Raw genomic sequence first — 17552 nt, 5'->3', positions numbered from 1 at the left:
GTGTCAACCGTCGTTGGGCAGGAGAATTTCCTGTCCGAACGAAGCTGGGTCCAAAGTCCACTAGCCCGGCAAGTCCGGCCTGAGGTAAATCACCCCGCCGTGGCGCAATAGCCCGGCAGCGCGATGGGGCCCGCGCCCTTGGTCTGCCACGCGCCCGCGCCGATCCGATAGACCTGCCCGGGCTTCACCCTGCTGCTGAGCGTCTGGCATCCGGTCGCCGCCGCCACATCCTGCACGGTCACGCCGCGCTTGCCGGCAAGGTCGGTATAGGCGGCCCTGCGCTTGATGTTGATCGATTCGACTTCCTGCCGCACCGCGTCGCTCACCGAACCGGCAATGCCGAGATAGCCGTCGGCCTGCTCGCCCACCGCCCCCGCGCTCATCGCGGCGGCGACCGCGCCCGACTGCGCCCGCGCCGGAGAGGTCATGGCCAGGCCGGTCGCCAGCACCACCGCGGCAGAGGCGGCGATCATCAAAAATTTGCGTGTCATTGCGGGAACAACTCCGGGTTATTCTCGATCAAATCTTGCGCATCGCGCTGCAGGCGAACAACGACCTCCTGCTGCACCTTCACGTTGAGGTTGATCTCTATCGGCTTGTCGGGCGCCTTCACCTGGATGCAGCCTCCCAAGGCCAGACCGGCGAAGCCCGCCGCGATGATCGTTCGCTTCTTCATTTCTGCTCCCCATTTCGCATAGTTTCGCTTTCGGCAGGCTGAACTGCAACCCCCTCCTGGCCGATCGTGGCCCGCATCTTCTCCTGCATCTGGTCGCCTATGCTGTTTTGTATGAGCGTTGACGGATCGATGAAGGACTGCGCGGTTCCCAGAAGGCCCCGGAAGGGAGCGGCGATCCGCACGTTGAAGATGAAGGGCAGGCCCGTGAAATTCCGCGCCAGACCCGCCGGCGCCCCACCGATCTGCCCGCGATTGACGCCGTTGAAGACGACGTTCGTCACCATCTCTCCATCCAGCGCGCCGTCCATCAATATGGTGAGGCATTTATACTGGAGGTTCTTGAGCGCATCGAAGGCCAGCCGCCCCATCGCGCCCAACTGCTCGTTCGATACCGGCCCCACATAGGAAAGGGTCCCCGACTGGCGCGTCGGATCGCAGGGGATGGTGGGCAGCACGCCTTCGGGCATCATCAGCGGCGGCATGCCTTGCTGCCGCGCGGTCAGCACGCCCCCCGCCACGCGCCCACCCTGCGCGTTGAAGATCAGAGGCATGATGCCGTCGAACGTACCCGTGGCGGAAATATTCTTGAGGTCCATCGCCTGGATGAAGGCGCCCGCATCCAGACCGATGACGCGGAAGGTCAGATAACGGTCCACATCTGCGCTGAAATCCATCGTCGTCGGTAGCAGGACCAGCTCCCCGCCGGAAAAGGGCCAGCCGCCCCCTTCGATCCGCACCTTCTGCCCCGCCTCCAGCCGATAGCGCACAAGGCCGTCGCGAACCTCTACACCCGGATTGACCGACCTGATTCGCACTTCCTGCCCCGGCGCGCTGACGAGACCGAGCAGATCGGTGAAACGCAGTTCGCCGTACAATCCGTCCACCGGGCCGAAAGCCGCCGCCAGGCTGGCATTGTCGGTCCGGAACAGGCCATCGCTGGTCACATGCGTCCCGTTCCAGCGGATATGCCCTTCCCCGCTGACCTGCGCCGTCACATTGGCCACCACGCCAAGGGCGAGGCGGGTCACATCCTCCGGCTGGAGACCAGGACCAAAGGACAGTGCCGGAACCGCCAGATCCGCCTTGCCTCGCCCACTGCTCAGGTCATGCGCGATGACTGCCCGGGCGACCAGCGCATCATTGCGCGGCGCCCGCAACGATCCTGTCGCTGCGATCTTCGAATCCTTCAACGTCAGCGCGAAGTCGGGAACATTCAGCGGTTCGAACCGGCCCGGCGCCTGCGCATCGCGCACCGTCATCCCGGCCGTCAGCCTCAGCGCGCCCCCGGCGAAGCTCCAGTCGCCCGCGCCATTTTCGACGATCAGCGGCACGGACCCGATCCGGCCGCCTGCCCCCGTCAACCTGCCGCCCAAGCCCTTGGCCGTGGCGTTGCCGGTCAGCGTCGCCGCGCTCAACCAAACAGGCGAATCCTGCGGACCGATCGCCAGATCGGCATTGGCAAGTGCAAAACCCTGCTGTCCCAGGGCGAAACGAGCGCTATCGGCGGAAAGGCGCATCGGGCTGTCGCCGCTTTTCCCCGCCAATGCGAGTTTGCGGATTTCAGCGCCGCCACTCACACCGCCCGGCCCGACGGCAAGCAGCGCCTGCCCGACGGGGCACAGCGTCTGCCGGGTCCGCCCCAGCGAAAAATTGCCATAGCGCGCCTCGATCAGCGAGATGGGCACGCAATGCGGGTTGATCGCCAATAGACCCTTGGCGTTCATTTGCCCTTCAACGGGCGCCACCAGCCCGCGCAGCCTTCCACCGGGAAGCGGCCCGTCGAGCCGCACCTGCGTCGAGAAGCGCGTATCGCCCTTCGGCCCCGCAACGAACCGCACCGGCTCCAGGCTCAACCTGGCATCGCCCGCCGCATAGGGCTCAAGGAACAATTGTCCGCCAAAGCCGCCACCCGGCCTCCGCCCCAGCCGCAGCGCCGCCCTCGGCAATCCGCCGCCCTCCGTCGTGATCGCTCCGTCGAGCGCCCAGTCGATCGCCTGCCCGGCCCTGCCAGGCCAGCCAATGGTCACGCGACCTTCCCCTGCTATGGCGATCCGCGCACCGCTGCGCGCCGAAAAGCGGGTGTCGGTCAAGGCCAGACTGCCCGCCTTCCCTTGCTGAGCGAAGGCCAGGGTGGTTTGCAGGACATTGTCCGCGCCTGCGCGGCGCGCGGCGTCAGCCAGCCGTGCAACCAGCGGCCCAACGGGCGTCCCGGCCGTAGATTCGCGCGCAGCCGCAAGGGGATCGCGGCCGGCGAACCGCAACTGCCGAACGGACAACCGCCCCTCAAGACCCATATCGCCCTTGCCGACATGCCAGGCGCCCTGAAAGTCGGCAGGTCCGGTCAATGCAGCGCCGGCCGACAGAGCCGCCGCCCCGATTCGCGCTCGCCCGGCGGTCTTGGCAGCCGTTCCGTCGAAATCGATCCGGCCTGAGGGGCGCGCCAGAACCATGCCGCCGGACTTGAGCGCTTCCCCCGTCAGGTCGACGCGGCCGGTCCAGCGATTCAACGCCTTGCCAAGCCAGACATCCACATCCGCAGCCGGTTTCGCCACGGCGATGCCGGCATCGCGACAGGCCAGCGCTGCGCCGCGCAACGGGCCGGAGAGATGCGGGCGTCCGTCCTGCATGGCAACATCCAGCATCGCCCGCAGGTCGGCCAGCCCGCATCCCTCGACGCCTCCATTCGGCATCGCCGCCGCCAGCCTGCCCCGGAAGCCCGATCGCAGATTCCCCTTCCCCTCTATCTGCATGCCGATCGGGCCGGCATCGGTGTCCAGCCGCAGTCGCGCATCGCTGAGCGCCAGCAGAATGTCCGGCAGGCTGAAGGGCGCCGTGGATTTCGGGTCGCGGAATTTGTCGACCTCTCCCAGCTTCAGCACGCCATTGTGCAACGACCCCCGCATCCTGACGCCGCCGGCCCGCACCGCCGCCACTTGCGGGGTCAGCCCTGTGAATGCGATGTCGACCTCCACCCAGCGCGCCGTCAAATCGGGACGAGCGGGATCGCCCAGCACGATATTCTCGATCCGCTGGGTGCGAAGGCCTATGTCCGTCAGATCATAGCTGCCCTGCACGCCACGCCGGTTGAGTTCGCGGCTGATGAAATTTTCTGCGATGGGCGCGCGCTGCGTCCACAGCGCGGCAAGGATCAGCGCCAGCGACCCCGTGCCCACTCCAAGCCAGCGGAGCCAGCCCCGGCGAATCTCCTTTTCGCCGTCTTCATCTTCCATGCTTCTGGTCAAACCCGCGTGCTCAAGTCCGTAACGCCTGCATAACGTCCGATCGCTCCTAAATATCCTTGCCCGATAAATCCGCAATGAATAGCGTCCCCCTTCGCATGCGGGGGACAGGTAAGACTTTGCCGGACCAGGATTTGAAGGCTGCGCACGACGGCGTCGGGCATCGCGCCCGGCTGCGCCGGAAACTGGCGGAGAGCGGCGGCGAAGCGTTGCATGATCATGAACTGATCGAATATCTGCTGGCACTGGCCATACCCCGTCGCGACACGAAACCACTGGCAAAGGCGCTGCTGCGGGAATTCGATGGCATCGGTGGGCTGATGGCGGCTGACTGGCAGGCGATTGCCCGCGTTCCCGGCATGGGCGACACCAGCATCGCCGCGATCAAGATCGTCCAGGCGACGATGCTGCGGACGCTACGCAACGAGGTGGCGGAGAAGCCGGTGCTGGCCAGCTGGCAGGCGCTGCTCGACTATCTGCGCGCCGACATGGCCTTTCTGACGGTGGAGCGGGTGCGGGTGTTGCATCTCAACAGCCGGAACATGCTGATCCGCGACGAGCATATGGGCGACGGTTCGATCGACCAGGCGGCGATTTATACCCGGGAGGTTATTCGACGGGCGATCGACCTTGGCTCGGCAGCGTTGATCCTTGTCCACAATCATCCCAGCGGATCGCCGGAACCAAGCCGTCAGGATATAGAAATCACCCGGCAGATCGCGGAAGCGGGCAAGCGGCTCAACATCGCGGTGCATGACCATATCATCATAGGGACACAGGGGCACAGCAGCCTGCGTGCGAAAGGGCTGATCTAGGGACCGTGCGTCGAAGCAGCCGGGAAGGGATGTCTTAGGAGGGCCGAAAACAGGCCACGCCTGGCCCGCAACGGCAACTAAGCGCCAAACCCCACCGAAAGAAACTCCGGAACCGGTCCGTTCCAGCCTTCGTCCGGACCATCGTCCACCGGTTCAGGCCGCCGCGGCCGGGCGCCATTGCCTTCCGGCCGGGCCGCACGCGGTTCTTCCCGGCGGCGGTCGTCGCGGCGCTTGTCGGACTTGCGGTCGTCCTTCCGATCCCGGCCCGAACGGCGCGGTTCCTCCTTCGCCTTTTCAGCGGGAGCAGCAGCGACCGGTGCGTCGATGGTCTCGATCTTCTGCTTGATCAGCTTCTGGATATTGTCGATCGCCTCGGCATCGTCCGACGTCACGAAGGTATAGGCTACGCCCTTCGCCCCTGCGCGGCCCGTGCGGCCGATGCGATGGACATAATCGTCGGGATGCCAGGGCGCGTCGAAATTGAACACATGGCTCACGCCCTTGATGTCCAGTCCGCGCGCCGCAACGTCGGACGCCACCAATATGTTCACCGTCCCCGCCCGGAACCGCTCCAGTTCCGCGATGCGCGCCGACTGGTCGATGTCGCCGTGAATCTCGCCCGATTTGAAGCCATGGCGCTGAAGGCTCTTGTTGAGTTCACGCACCGTGGTCTTGCGGTTGCAGAAGATCACCGCGCTCTGCACGTCCTCGGCATCCAGCATCGCGCGGAGGGCCTCCCGCTTCTTGCGCGAATCGACCTTCACCAGACGCTGGGTGATGTTGGTCGAGGCCGTGGCGGGCCGCGCCACCTCGATCGACTTGGGATTGCTGAGGAACCGGTCGGCCAGCTTCTTGATCACCGGCGGCATGGTCGCGGAGAACAGCAGCGTCTGCCGCTGGGCAGGCAGCTTGGTGCAAATCTCCTCGATGTCCGGGATGAAGCCCATGTCGAGCATCCGGTCGGCTTCGTCGATCACCAGCATGCTGCAGCCGTTGAGCAGTATCTTGCCCCGCTGGAACAGGTCCATCAGCCGCCCCGGCGTCGCGATCAGCACGTCGACGCCTTTTTCCAGGGCTTTGAGCTGGTCGCCCATCTGCACGCCGCCGATCAGCAGCGCCATGTTGAGCTTGTGATACTTCCCGTATTTCTCGAAATTCTCGGCCACCTGGGCAGCGAGTTCACGCGTCGGCTCCAGGATCAGCGATCGCGGCATCAGCGCGCGTGCGCGGCCATGGGCGAGGATGTCGATCATCGGCAGCACGAAGCTGGCGGTCTTGCCCGTTCCCGTCTGCGCGATGCCGATGATGTCCTTCATCATCAGCACGGGCGGGATCGCCTGCGCCTGAATCGGCGTGGGCGTGTCATATCCGGCCTCGGTAACGGCCTTCAATAATTCGTCGGAAAGGCCGAGATCGGCAAAAGTCATTCAGATGTCCGGGACAGGAGGCTCTCCACCGCACGAAAACGCGCAGGGAAATCGGGCGCGCCTTGCGGAAATATCGGCCTCTTGTCAAGAAAATCGCGAAGATGATGCGGTCAATCGTCCGGTTCGGCCTGCTCCAGCCGGCGGAAACCCTCGATCGCGCAACTGGCCCCGCTCCGCGCCTGCAATTCGTCGCGCCCGGAACAGAGCGAGCCGTCCTCATCGGGCTCGACATAGAATCCGGAATAGAAACCCATGCTGTTGCACCCGCGCTCCAGCCTTGCGCGATAGCGGTGATTATCAGCCAGCAGCAGATCTATGGCATTGTCCATCACTATGCTTGCCGACCGAATCGATCGCAGCGCGATGCAGCGCGGCCCCTTCTTCTCCTTCCAGTCATTCCGCGCCTCCGGCGTGGGACGCGCGGGCGCACGCCCCTTCCTTGCCATCGGCACGCGGATGATGACACGCTGCTCGATCGTCAGTTGCGCCCATTGCACGGGCTCGGCGGCTGACGCGGACAACAGCAGCAGGACGGAATGAAACAAGTCGAACCCCTTTTGGGACGCGGACGCTATGGGCCAAAGGTTGAACCGTCGATGAATTCCAAGGCATAGGACAGTCCCATGATAGGACAAGATGTTATCGCCCGATTCACGGCCCTGCTGGGGGAAAAGCGCGTCGTGACCGATGCGGACGACATCGCCCCGTGGGTCAGCGACTGGCGCGGACGCTATCACGGCGCTGCCGCCGCCATTCTTCAGCCGGAATCGACCGGCCAGGTCGCCGCTGCGGTTCGCCTTGCCGCAGACCTTGGCGTGCCGCTGGTGCCGCAGGGTGGCAACACTTCCATGGTGGGCGGCGCCACGCCCCCGGCGGACGGTTCTGCGCTGATCCTGTCGCTCCGCCGGATGAACCATATCCGCAGCCTGTCTCCGCACGACAATCTTGCCGTCTGCGAAGCGGGGGTCATCCTCTCCAACCTCCACGATGCCGCCGCCGCTGTTGGCCGCCGCTTTCCACTGAGCCTTGGGGCCAAGGGTTCGGCCACCATCGGCGGGCTCATCTCCACCAATGCCGGCGGAACCCAGGTGCTGCGCCACGGCACGATGCGCGCGCTGGTCGAGGGGATTGAGGCTGTCCTGCCGGACGGCGGCATCTTCCATGGCCTGGATGCCCTCAAGAAGGACAATCGCGGCTATGACATCAAGCAATTGCTGATCGGCGCCGAGGGGACTTTGGGAATCGTCACCGCCGCCGCGCTGCGCCTGGTGCCCGCCATTGCGGCTCGCGCCGTCGGCTGGATCGGCGTCTCCTCCCCTGCCGATGCGCTTGCCCTGCTCCGGCTTTGCGAAGCCCATCTGGGCGACAGTGTCGAAGGGTTCGAGGTGATCGCGGACGACGGCCTGGGCCATGTCCTGTCGCATGTTCCCGGCACCCGCTGCCCGATTGCAACGCGCACGCCCTGGCATGTGCTGGTAGAGGTCGACCATGGCGACCCGCGCGATCCGACGCCCGCCGACCGGCTGGAGAGCGCGCTGGCCGATGCGTTGGAACAGGGCCTCGCCGTCGACGCCGCCATCGCCGCCAATGAAGCGCAGGCGGAAGCCTTCTGGCGCATCCGCGAATCGCTCTCCGAATCCGAGCGGGCGCAGGGACCGGCGCTGCAATATGACATCAGCGTGCCGGTTGCGCGGATGCCCGCCTTCATGATCGAAGCCGCGGCAGCGGCGGAAAGGGCCTTTCCCGGCACCACCGCCTCCTCCTTCGGTCATCTGGGGGACGGCAACGTCCATTTCCATGTCCGCGCGCCCAGGGGCACGACCGACGGTCCGGCATGGATCGCGGCGGAGGGTCAGGCGATCAACAGCTTCGTCCATGATGCAGTGGTCGCGGCGGGCGGCTCCATCTCCGCCGAACATGGCATCGGCCAGATGAAGCGCGCCGAACTCGGCCGCCTCTCCAGCCCCGCGCGCCTCCACGCCCTGCGCGCGGTCAAGGCCGCATTCGATCCGCAGGGCATCATGAATCCGGACAAGCTGATCCCCCGTCCGGAGGAAGGCTGAAGCCAGCCCCGGCCGCAGCACAGGGCATCGACAAAGCGATTGCCTCCCGCGTCCAAGGGCTTTATCCCCCTCGGCCCAGTATCAGGCTAGCGGCGCAAGGGAAAATGCGCCGCTTTTTGTTGGAAATGGACTAGCACATCATGGCAAGCGCGCCCGCGAACGGCCTTCCCGTCTTCTACAACGATCTCATTCCGCTGAGCAGCGTCGATCACGCCGCCTGGCGGAGCCGCACCGTCGATTCGGCGCCGTTCCTGACGACCCAGCACGCCATTCCGCTGACCGTGGACGAATTCGTCGCCGCCCAGCGCTTCGTGCCGATCATCTTCTCCGCCGGGGACGAGCCCGTTCCCCTGGCGCTGATGGGCCTCAACGAGGGCGTCAACACCTTCCTCGACGATGATGGCAAGCTGCGTGGCCCGGCCTATGTCCCCGCCTATGTCCGCCGCTATCCCTGGATGCTGGCGAAGTTGCGCCCCGACAGCGACGAACTCTCGCTCTGCTTCGATCCGACCAGCGACGCGCTCGGCACGTTCGAGGAGGGCCAGCCGCTGTTCGAAGACGGCAAGCCCAGCGAACTGACGCAGGGCGTGCTCAAATTCTGCGAGGATTTCGAACAGGCAGCGGCGCGTACCGGCCAGTTCATGAAGGATCTGAAGGATCTCGACCTGCTGATGGACGGCGAAGTCGCCATCCAGGTGCCCGGCAATGACCAACCCTTCGTCTATCGCGGCTTCCGCATGGTGAACGAGGAAAAGCTGCGCGACATGCGCGGCGACCAGCTTCGCAAGATCAGCCAGAACGGCATGCTGCCGCTCATTTACGCGCATCTCTTCTCGCTGCAGCTCATGCGGGAACTGTTCGAGGCGCAGGTTTCGCAGGGCAAGGGCCCGATCGCCGTCCCGGCGGCGCCCCAGACAGCGAATGCCCAACCAAATTAAGCATTCATGACAGATATTTAAGGAAAAAGGTTGCGCGGTGCCACTTGAAACTCCGCGCGGCTTTCTCTATTTACTGAACATACGGCGCACCTGCCCCCCTTTCGGGTGTGTCGTATGGGCGCCTCCCCCTTTGGAGGCGTCTCCTCCCTGAACCTTGGCCACCCCATGCGAATCGCATGGGGTGGTTTTTTATTGGCTGAAGGAAATGGCGCGGGTTTCGCTTGACGACGCCGACGCGCCCTCCTAAAGGCGGCTCCCTACTCGCCGCCCAGCGCGGCCTGTGGCCCCTTCGTCTAGCGGTCAGGACGCGGCCCTCTCACGGCTGAAACACGGGTTCGATTCCCGTAGGGGTCACCACCTTCCTCTCCCGGGAGGTACCACACCGTCTCGTAAATGGCTGTTTTCTGCGGATTTTTGTGGTATGCTCGTCTCAGACGGAGCAGGCAGATACCACCTCATACCAACAATCCGATGGTAGATATGATGGTAGGCCCTTGCTCCCCTGACGGGAGATACCATCATGGGTCTGACTGCTGTTGCCATCAAGGCGGCCAAGGGTCGCGACAAGCCCTATAAGCTCACCGATGGCGACGGATTGTTCCTCTATGTGACCCCCAATGGCGGGCGCTACTGGCGAATGAACTATCGCCATCTCGGCAAGCAGAAGACCCTGGCCTTCGGTGTCTATCCCGACACCGGCCTCGCCGATGCGCGCGAGCAACGCGATGCCGCCCGTAAGCTGCTGGCGCGGGGTGAAGATCCAGCCGAGCGAATCAAGCTGGATCGCATCGCCGCGACGGTAGCGGCGTCCAACAGCTTCAAGGCGGTGGCCGACGAATGGCTGGTCAAGGTTGAGCTGGAGGACCGCTCCGCCGCCACCATGAAGAAGCTGCGCTGGCTGCTGGATTTCATCAACGCATCGGTCGGCAAACGCCCCATCGCCTCCATATCCGCGCAGGAATTGCTGGTGATGCTCCGCAAGATGGAGGGCAAGGGCAAATATGAGACGGCCAAGCGCCTGCGCAGCACCTGTTCACAGATATTCCGCTACGCCATCGCCACGGCCCGCGCTGAACGCGACGTGGCTGCCGACCTGCGCGGCGCACTGATCGCACCCAAACCTGTCCATCGCGCCGCCATTACCGGTGCCCATGAGGCTGGTGGACTCTTGCGTGCCCTGGATGCGTTCGAAGGCCATCCCAACACCAAGGTGGCCCTGCGCTTGCTTCCGCATGTGTTCGTCCGTCCTGGCGAACTGCGATACGCCGAATGGGTCGATTTCGATTTCGACAAGGCGTTGTGGACCATTCCGCCGCACAAGACCAAGATGCGCAGGGCGCATACGATCCCCCTCTCCCGTCAGGTGCTCGCCATCCTCGCCACCATCGAGCATGACGCGGAGTATAGCCGCTTCCTGTTCCCGTCCCTGCGTTCGGTCGATCGCCCCATGTCGGAGAACACGATCAATGCTGCCCTGCGTCGCATGGGCTATGCGCAGGACGAGATGACCGGCCACGGCTTCCGAGCGATGGCGGCCACGCTGCTCAACGAGATGGGCCTCTGGCATCCTGACGCGATCGAACGCCAGTTGGCTCATTGCGACAATAATGCCGTGCGTCGCGCCTACACACGAGGGGAATATTGGGAGGAGCGGGTCCGCATGATGCAGCATTGGTCCGATCACATCGACTTCCTGCGCGATGGCGCGAAGGTTCTCAAGGGTCCGTTCAAAAAAGCGGAATAGGCGGCATGTTCGACCCATTTTTGACGTTCAATCGTCGGAAGCGGATCCCAAGGTGCAGACGGTCCGGTTCCTTCAGCTCGCGACCAGCTCGAGACATTCAGCGGCGTTGATGTGAGCATCGGCTTTTTCTGAAACCCGCCATTCGGGTTGCGCAAACCGGCCGGTCGGCTTTGCGCCCCAATCTCGGTCATTCAAGAAAGATGCTGGGAATCTCGAAAGCAGCCGTTCCTTCGAGTAACCAGATTTACGGCCTAAGTGAAGTCTATATAAAGGAGTTTACGCAACTATCGAGGGCGCATTTCACTTGATGTTCAAACCCATCCATGACGACGGTTCCTGGACCACAGGATGACGTCGACGCCTTCGGCGAGCGCGTAACGCCGTCCAGTGGGGGTGTTTTAGCGCTTACGGAATACCAGCAGCATTGTAGATAAAAGCAAAGAACAGATTTCTGGCGAATCTTCGCCATGGTCGCCTCGCTCAGCCACCTCGCACGCACGATTCCGGTTCGGGAGGGTGACACCGGCGCTCTCGATGGCGACATCCGTTCACGATCCCATTGCTATTCCCGATGTCGGCGACTTCGTAGCATTCTTCCTCGAAGTTCCGCCAAGTCTATGGCCAAAGCTTTGTCATTCACCCCCAATATTAAGAAGGAGGGTCGAAATCAAATTGGTGCTCTGCTTTATGCGAGGAAAGACTGAGGCGTCACCTGCGGTTTGAAATGTAAGCTTCGGCTGCATGGGCGGAGAGAATCAAGCACGAACCGGTAATCCGCCAAGGCGGCCGCACGCGCCTCCTCGGTTGGCGAGATGCTGGCGCTCAAGGGTGGCTCCGCCGGTAACGAGCAGGCCAGTCGGTACCATTGGAGAGTATCGCGTGCGGGTGGTTTTCCTGCATCCGCAATGAGTTCGGAAAAAGAAATATTCCAACTCAGCGGGGTGCCGGGGCGATGACGAACGGTGATAGATGCGAAGGAGCCATCTTGCGTGTTTAAGAAAATTTGCGTTCTGCCCTGCCCCAGTAATGCGCCGGGTACATGCAGCAAGGCCCGAATGCCTGTCAAAGGCGGAGGTGCATCTGGCGAAACTGCAGAACGTAAAATGCTCCTCAGCCGAGTTTCCCTCGATGACGTCCAGCGCAATTGCGCCGTAGGCGTGACCAGTTGGAGTTCTCCAGGCCTTCCGGCTACATTGCGGGCGAAGATGAAAACCACCTCGCCTTCCAGGTTTTCAGTTCGGCCACGCTCATCAAGTGGCAGATCGACCAAGTATCTAACCGGTCGTCCGAGGGGTTTCTTGCTGACAAGCAGGTTCTTGGCCTGGGCTTCGATATAGAAACGGGCATATCCGCTCCCCGCGCCCGGGGAGGCAGACCGATGCGGCTGCCGAAGCACTTGCGATAAGAATACGCCAAGTTGATGGCACTGGCATTCTCCTGCATTCGGCCGATGAGTTGCTTCAGCCGCCGGAGAGACAGCTGGGGCAGAATTTTAGATGCTTTATTAACCCTATTGCAAGCCTCTCTCCCGACTTCTCGAGCGGATGAGCAGCCGTGAGGCAAGACGGGGGCTCAGTTCCTGCACAGGCGCAGTTCGCCACACGAAACCAAAAGCGCCCTGAGCCGTCTTTGCGTCAGCAAGAGGTCGAAGCTGGACAGCCGAGAAGCAATCCACCTGTTTGGTGTCAAGCTGGTCGGGGCAACACCAGAAATTGCTTCGGCGACCTATGAACTCACGGGACTGCCGATGCTGCGGGTCGAACAGGCCAAGGCTGCAAAATGAAGGTCGCTACGGCAGCCAAGAAGCGTGCAAGCCGCACTAGTTGCTCGCTTTGCGGTCAACCCCTCCCTCAAACTTTTTAGAAAGGCCGTGGTAGAGACGCTCCTTGCTGATAAGCTGCGCTGCGAAATCGGCGATGAGAGCTGAGCCGAGCAGTGGCATCATGAGACCACGGCTTGCTGTAGTCTCCGAAATGATGATCACAGCGGTTAGTGGCGCGCGGACCACACCCGTGAAATAGGCGACCATCCCCAGGAGGATGATGGCCCCCGAAGGATGATCCGGGAATATGCTGCGGAGCAGGTCACCTATACCCGCGCCGACCGATAGCGATGGCGCGAAGATGCCGCCAGGGATCCCAGACACCGCTGTCGCGAGCGTCGCCATGAACTTGGCTGCGCCGAACCAGATCGGGACGTCTCCGCCCGCTATGACGGCATTGGCAGTCTGATAGCCGGTGCCCCAGGTGAGACCCGTGACGGTGCCGAGGAACGCAACGACGAAACCGCAGCCGGTCGCGAACAGGATGGGGCGTTCGCGCAACCAGCGCACGGGTTTGGTCGTGCCCTTGGCGACAGAGAGCATCAGGCGCGAGAAACAACCTCCCGCCAAGCCGCCGATCACCCCGGCGGCTGGAGCCGCCACGAGCGCCTGATGGACATTCAAGGTCTCGCGCATCACACCGAAATAGACATAATCTCCCGCCAGCCCCAAGCTTACCATACCGGCGATAAGAACGGCGGCCATGACCAGCACGGCCATGCGCTGTTCATAGGCCGCTGCGAGTTCCTCGATGGCGAACGCCACGCCAGCGAGTGGCGTATTGAAGGCGGCTGCCACCCCCGCTGCTCCGCCGGCAATATAGACAGAAGCGCGCAATGGGATGGCCATGAGCCTGTGGGCATAGGCCGTGATCGAGGCCGAAATCTGCACTGTCGGGCCTTCTCGTCCGACAGAGGCGCCCAGTAGTAGGGCGAGGATCGTCATCACGAACTTTACGGATACGATCCGGGCCGACACCAGCCGCTTCAGCCCGTGGTCCGGGTCTCGAGAAGCGGCCATGACCTGCGGGATGCCGGATCCACTCGCCGCCGGCGCCCACTTGCGGGTCACATATACGATGGCGGCGAAGCCCAACGGGGTGAGCAGCAGAGGCGCTTCTGGCCGTAGCTTCGTCAGTTCAAGAAAGAGTTCGCTTGCCTCGTCCGCGAGATGGGCAAATAAAAGTGCGACAAGGCCGGTCAGGATTGCGCCGCCCAAAATAGCGATGCGTCGGCGCCACACGAGCGCTTCCGGGCCGTGCCGCCGCAAGAGAAGGCGCAGATAACGCGATGAAAGCCTCGACCCTGCCATTTATTATCCTTCAGCTGGCGCGCCGACGAGCGTCGCGACGACACAGATCAGCCCTACAATGAGGAAACCGACTTGTTGCAGGGCCCGTGCCGACGCGGTTTTTCTGGCGACGCTGAACGCCAAGCCACATTGGAGCGCATAGAACAAGGCAAAAGCGCGCGACGATATGGCGACGACCTCAAAAGGATTCGTCAACCAGACTACGGCGACCGCAAGAACGCCCGCCAGCGCGAAAGCTGCCGGGACGCTCAGCCGGCGCTGCGTTACCTCACTCATCAGTCCGCCGGAACCAATGGAATCAGCGACCGCTGCGCTGAGTTGGCTCGAAACCGCTCCAACGAGTACGAATAGCGCCAGCGCCGGTGCGACCATCGTCATGATGTCGAGAATACCTGCGACCCCCTCCGCTTGGGCCGCGCGGCCAAGAAAGGGGGTAAGGAGCGCCAAAAAGGCGAGGTAGATAGCGGACGCGATCCATTGCGCATGCCGCATTGTTCTGATCCGCAACGACTGATCATAGGCATGCCCCAGGTAACGGGACGTTTCGAAGCCCTGAACCGTGATGACAAGACCCAGTAGCAGAGGGATGCTATCCCAGCTAAGCCGCGCGGGCGGAAGAGGATCTGCTGCTTCATTGGTCAGCCACCAACTGCCAAGCCCCGCCAGCAGCCCTGCGATAATGCCAATCTTGAGCGCGACTGTGCCATGGGCAAGATGCTCGACCCGACGCAAACCCTTGCCGAAAGCGAGCGCGCTGAGCGCGAGAATGATGATGGTGACAATGCCGTTTGAAGCCAGCATGTGCCAGGAAGGATCAGGCTCAAAGGGCTTCAGCAGAAATTCCGCGAGCAGCTTCAGATAGTAGGCCACCGAAATCGCATAGGCGATCGCAAGGACGCCCTGGGTCACGCGGGCCAGCCAGGCTACCGGATCATTGCGCTGCGCCGATGCCAGATAATTTTCGACATGCACGATGTTGAAGCGAATGACAGCGCCAGCGGCGTAGGCGATCAACAGCAGCGCTGCCTCTGCCATGATCGCCGCTCGGCCGAACTCGCGCGCTAATATGGGACCGCAGATCAGGAAGCCGCTGCCGATAATGGAGGCGAGCGGCGTCACCGTCGCGCGCCAGCTATCGGACCGCGCGAACCGACCAAATGTCAGAAACCCGGTCACCAGAAAGGCGCAGGCCAAGGCGATGAAGGTTATGATCAAAGCTGAGCTCCGGTAAGCAACTGAAGGGCGAAGCGCGCGCGCCAAGGCGAGCCCCTCCCCTAACGCACAGTGATCCAGTATCAATCGTGCCTTCTAAGATTGCCTCCAAAATCTTAACAGGACGGATCGGGAAACGGCCAGGGCGGTTCTTGGAGCATGACCAGTCTCTCGCCTCACCACTTCGCCTGGATCGATATCCTGGCGCGATTGGGAGCTGCCGTGGCGTTTTCGCTGATGATCGGGCTGGAGCGCTTCCTCAATCGCAGACCGGTCGATTTTCGGCCATTCGTCATCGTGGCGGTCACGTCCTGCTCGCTCGTCATCGGGTTGATCGAAGGAAGTTTCGCGATCACCGACCCTCGACTGTCCATTGACGTTGGCCGGGTGATGAGCGGGGTGATGACGGGTATCGGCTTTCTTGGTGCGGGAGCCCTTTTTCGGGAAAGCCACATCGTCCAGGGAGCCGGATCGGCTGCAGCGATATGGGCCGCGGGCGCCATCGGCATAGTCTGTGGGCTTGGCCTCCTCTGGTTGGGGGCAATCGTCGCGGGCGCAATCCTTATTCTCTTCCTGCTGGGCCGGCCGTTCACGGACCGGTATCACGCCGGGCAGAAAAAGGATGACGAGATTGCCTGACAGGCTTCAGCGCGCGCCGTCTCCAACGGGCGGGGCTAGTCTGAAGAATTGACCGGCGGGGCGCGCGGGAACGGCTCGAATGTTGTTCTCGCGAAGAATGGTCGCGATTGCCGCAGCGCGTCGCTCAGCAAGAGACGGCGCAGCGGGCAAGTCTGCGGTCAAACCAGGCACCGCAAGCGCGCGGATATTCCAGCGGTGAGCCGCCCACACAGATTCCAGCGTCGACTCCCGCGCGGCGGGATCGAGTTCATCGGCACCATCGGCAAAGCTGATCTGCGGGAAATCGACCTGTGGAGGAATGATCGCAATGTCCCAATCACCTGCCTGACTGCGCGCTCGCTGCTCGAGCATATGGTAGGTAGCGACAGTAGCTCCCGCCAGCGGCGTGGCCAGGGCGCTGGCACGTCGATGGTCGCGATCGACGGTGACTGCCTCCGCCGGCACGCCGGCAGCGAGCGAAATTATTTGGGCAAGGGCAGCGATCCGGGCGCTTTCGGCGGCAGCAGGCGTGCTGGCCTGGCGCAGTTCCTCGCGTTGAGCTTCCAAAGCACCGGCCCCCAGCTCCAGCAGGACCTGATCAAGCTGCAGGCGCAACGGCATGCCAAGTTGACGGGACAACTCCGTTTGCAGCGCGAGGGTTTTTCGCGCGCGAGCGCGGGGCGCAATAATCACGGATCGGATAGCGATGGGCTCGGCATCAAACTCGACATCGAGCTGCGTTACGCGGGCGCTGTTTCCGAACCGATCCGCCAGAAAAGTACGGACTTGCGTGACCGTTAGAGCCTCAGTCGCGATTCGTTTCAAGGACAATGCCAACGGGACTGCCATCACCACGAAGACCATGATCAGCACAATGGTTTGGGCCCAACTCTGCTGACTTGAGAGGAAGTGCCCGAAGCCATAGAAGCGCGCCATCACGGTTGCGGACAAGGCTATCGTGACGAAGTTGGTCACGAACAGGGCGAGTGCGCCCCATAACACCGGCAAATTCCAAGTTGCGAGCCCATAGCCGACCACCGCTAACGGCGGCATCAGCGCGGTTGCAATCGCCACACCCACGATCGTGCCGCCTTTTCCTCTGATGATAGCAAAGGTGCCAGCCAGCGCCGCAAACAGTGCCACTCCAAGGTCAAACAGATTGGGGCGGGTTCTCGCGATGATTTCGGCCGTGGGAGCCTGCAGCGGCGAGAGTGCCACGATCAAAGCCGTAAACGAAACGGCGCAGGCAGATCCTGCCGCAAGAGCGATCAAGGCGCGACGCATTTCGCTGAAGTCGAACAGCGCCAGACTGAACCCCAGACCTAGTATGGGGTTCATCAACGGGGAAATTAGCATGGCGCCGATGACCACCGCTGGAGACGAGAGCAGAAGGCCAAGGACCGCAATCCCGGCCGACATGATCGTCATGAAGAGATAGCGCGGCGACCACCCGCTTTCCTCGACGATCTTTCCGATGACCTTCTCATGCTCGACGCTGCCGACCAGCCTGAGCCGCCACCATCGATAGAGCGCCATGCGGTCCAAGCGCCCGTGAACCGACGAGCTGATCGTCCCGCCTAGATCCATATCGGCCATCTATCCCCTTTACTTCGAATTGCCGCACATCAGGCAGCAAAATCTCAATGCCGCTGGCTCTCATATCACGTGAAGCCGCGCAACCAAGTGC

General features: G+C 62.8%; 13 protein-coding genes and 1 tRNA gene. 6 read left to right on the top strand and 8 right to left on the bottom strand.

What is annotated here, in order from left to right; genetic code table 11:
• Positions 1-89 precede the first annotated feature (89 nt).
• Genes EGM87_RS03155 through EGM87_RS03145 form a run of 3 tightly spaced genes read right to left on the bottom strand, consistent with a single transcriptional unit; the run spans position 90 to position 3906 of the window.
• Positions 90-491 carry a YdbL family probable chaperone protein gene (locus tag EGM87_RS03155; RefSeq protein ID WP_025546504.1) on the bottom strand — a complete coding sequence of 134 codons (402 nt, stop codon included), beginning with the start codon at positions 489-491 and terminating at the stop codon, positions 90-92.
• Complete coding sequence (locus tag EGM87_RS03150) at positions 488-676, bottom strand: YnbE family lipoprotein (protein ID WP_137709890.1); 189 nt, start codon at positions 674-676, stop codon at positions 488-490. Before EGM87_RS03150 ends, EGM87_RS03155 begins: the two co-directional genes overlap by 4 nt.
• The gene (locus tag EGM87_RS03145) at positions 673-3906 is read right to left on the bottom strand and encodes an intermembrane phospholipid transport protein YdbH family protein (protein ID WP_137709891.1); all 3234 of its coding nucleotides are present in this window, start codon (positions 3904-3906) and stop codon (positions 673-675) included. Before EGM87_RS03145 ends, EGM87_RS03150 begins: the two co-directional genes overlap by 4 nt.
• Positions 3907-4034: 128 nt before the next feature.
• Here EGM87_RS03145 and radC point away from each other — a divergent pair, with 128 nt between their 5' ends.
• Positions 4035-4730, top strand: a complete 696-nt coding sequence (gene radC / locus EGM87_RS03140) for a RadC family protein (RefSeq protein ID WP_137709994.1) — start codon at positions 4035-4037, stop codon at positions 4728-4730.
• Positions 4731-4807: 77 nt separating this feature from the next.
• Here radC and EGM87_RS03135 read toward each other — a convergent pair whose 3' ends face one another.
• Positions 4808-6157: a DEAD/DEAH box helicase gene (locus tag EGM87_RS03135; RefSeq protein WP_044661939.1), complete on the bottom strand. Its 1350-nt coding sequence runs from the start codon at positions 6155-6157 to the stop codon at positions 4808-4810.
• Between the two features lie 110 nt (positions 6158-6267).
• On the bottom strand, positions 6268-6702 hold the full coding sequence (locus EGM87_RS03130; RefSeq protein WP_044661938.1) for a hypothetical protein: 435 nt from the start codon (positions 6700-6702) through the stop codon (positions 6268-6270).
• A 78-nt stretch (positions 6703-6780) separates the two neighbouring features.
• On the opposite strand from EGM87_RS03130, the gene EGM87_RS03125 reads away from it, so the two are divergent.
• The 4 genes from EGM87_RS03125 to EGM87_RS03110 all read left to right on the top strand — a co-directional run bounded on the left by EGM87_RS03125 (position 6781) and on the right by EGM87_RS03110 (position 10902).
• Positions 6781-8220 carry an FAD-binding oxidoreductase gene (locus EGM87_RS03125; protein ID WP_061938771.1) on the top strand — a complete coding sequence of 480 codons (1440 nt, stop codon included), beginning with the start codon at positions 6781-6783 and terminating at the stop codon, positions 8218-8220.
• A 140-nt stretch (positions 8221-8360) separates the two neighbouring features.
• The gene (locus tag EGM87_RS03120; RefSeq protein ID WP_137709892.1) at positions 8361-9158 is read left to right on the top strand and encodes a SapC family protein; all 798 of its coding nucleotides are present in this window, start codon (positions 8361-8363) and stop codon (positions 9156-9158) included.
• 282 nt (positions 9159-9440) lie between these two features.
• A tRNA-Glu gene (locus EGM87_RS03115) sits at positions 9441-9515 on the top strand.
• Between the two features lie 163 nt (positions 9516-9678).
• Positions 9679-10902, top strand: coding sequence for a tyrosine-type recombinase/integrase (locus EGM87_RS03110; RefSeq protein WP_137709893.1), 1224 nt, complete (start codon positions 9679-9681; stop codon positions 10900-10902).
• Between the two features lie 1819 nt (positions 10903-12721).
• On the opposite strand, the gene EGM87_RS03105 is transcribed toward EGM87_RS03110, so the two are convergent.
• On the bottom strand, positions 12722-14035 hold the full coding sequence (locus EGM87_RS03105) for a chloride channel protein (RefSeq protein ID WP_137709894.1): 1314 nt from the start codon (positions 14033-14035) through the stop codon (positions 12722-12724).
• Between the two features lie 3 nt (positions 14036-14038).
• Positions 14039-15250: an Aq_097 family APC-type transporter gene (locus tag EGM87_RS03100; protein ID WP_137709895.1), complete on the bottom strand. Its 1212-nt coding sequence runs from the start codon at positions 15248-15250 to the stop codon at positions 14039-14041.
• 156 nt (positions 15251-15406) lie between these two features.
• Between EGM87_RS03100 and EGM87_RS03095 the strand changes: the two genes are divergently transcribed.
• Complete coding sequence (locus EGM87_RS03095) at positions 15407-15886, top strand: MgtC/SapB family protein (RefSeq protein WP_137709896.1); 480 nt, start codon at positions 15407-15409, stop codon at positions 15884-15886.
• Between the two features lie 6 nt (positions 15887-15892).
• Here the strand turns inward: EGM87_RS03095 and EGM87_RS03090 are convergent, their stop codons facing one another.
• Complete coding sequence (locus tag EGM87_RS03090) at positions 15893-17461, bottom strand: DUF389 domain-containing protein (RefSeq protein WP_137709897.1); 1569 nt, start codon at positions 17459-17461, stop codon at positions 15893-15895.
• Between the last annotated feature and the right edge of the window lie 91 nt (positions 17462-17552).

Origin of the sequence: Sphingobium sp. RSMS, assembly GCF_005406185.4 — a bacterium.
GTDB classification, from domain to species: domain Bacteria; phylum Pseudomonadota; class Alphaproteobacteria; order Sphingomonadales; family Sphingomonadaceae; genus Sphingobium; species Sphingobium fuliginis.
The sequence above is the reverse complement of the archived record's forward strand: the minus strand, read 5'-3'. Positions and strand labels throughout refer to the sequence as shown.

Excerpts from the sequence above, each read along its gene's own strand:
- EGM87_RS03155 (WP_025546504.1), bottom strand. The coding sequence starts at position 491 with ATGACACGCAAATTTTTGATGATCGCCGCCTCTGCCGCGGTGGTGCTG.
- EGM87_RS03150 (WP_137709890.1), bottom strand. The coding sequence starts at position 676 with ATGAAGAAGCGAACGATCATCGCGGCGGGCTTCGCCGGTCTGGCCTTG.
- EGM87_RS03145 (WP_137709891.1), bottom strand. The coding sequence starts at position 3,906 with ATGGAAGATGAAGACGGCGAAAAGGAGATTCGCCGGGGCTGGCTCCGC.
- EGM87_RS03135 (WP_044661939.1), bottom strand. The coding sequence starts at position 6,157 with ATGACTTTTGCCGATCTCGGCCTTTCCGACGAATTATTGAAGGCCGTT.
- EGM87_RS03125 (WP_061938771.1), top strand. The coding sequence starts at position 6,781 with ATGATAGGACAAGATGTTATCGCCCGATTCACGGCCCTGCTGGGGGAA.
- EGM87_RS03120 (WP_137709892.1), top strand. The coding sequence starts at position 8,361 with ATGGCAAGCGCGCCCGCGAACGGCCTTCCCGTCTTCTACAACGATCTC.
- EGM87_RS03110 (WP_137709893.1), top strand. The coding sequence starts at position 9,679 with ATGGGTCTGACTGCTGTTGCCATCAAGGCGGCCAAGGGTCGCGACAAG.
- EGM87_RS03105 (WP_137709894.1), bottom strand. The coding sequence starts at position 14,035 with ATGGCAGGGTCGAGGCTTTCATCGCGTTATCTGCGCCTTCTCTTGCGG.
- EGM87_RS03095 (WP_137709896.1), top strand. The coding sequence starts at position 15,407 with ATGACCAGTCTCTCGCCTCACCACTTCGCCTGGATCGATATCCTGGCG.
- EGM87_RS03090 (WP_137709897.1), bottom strand. The coding sequence starts at position 17,461 with ATGGCCGATATGGATCTAGGCGGGACGATCAGCTCGTCGGTTCACGGG.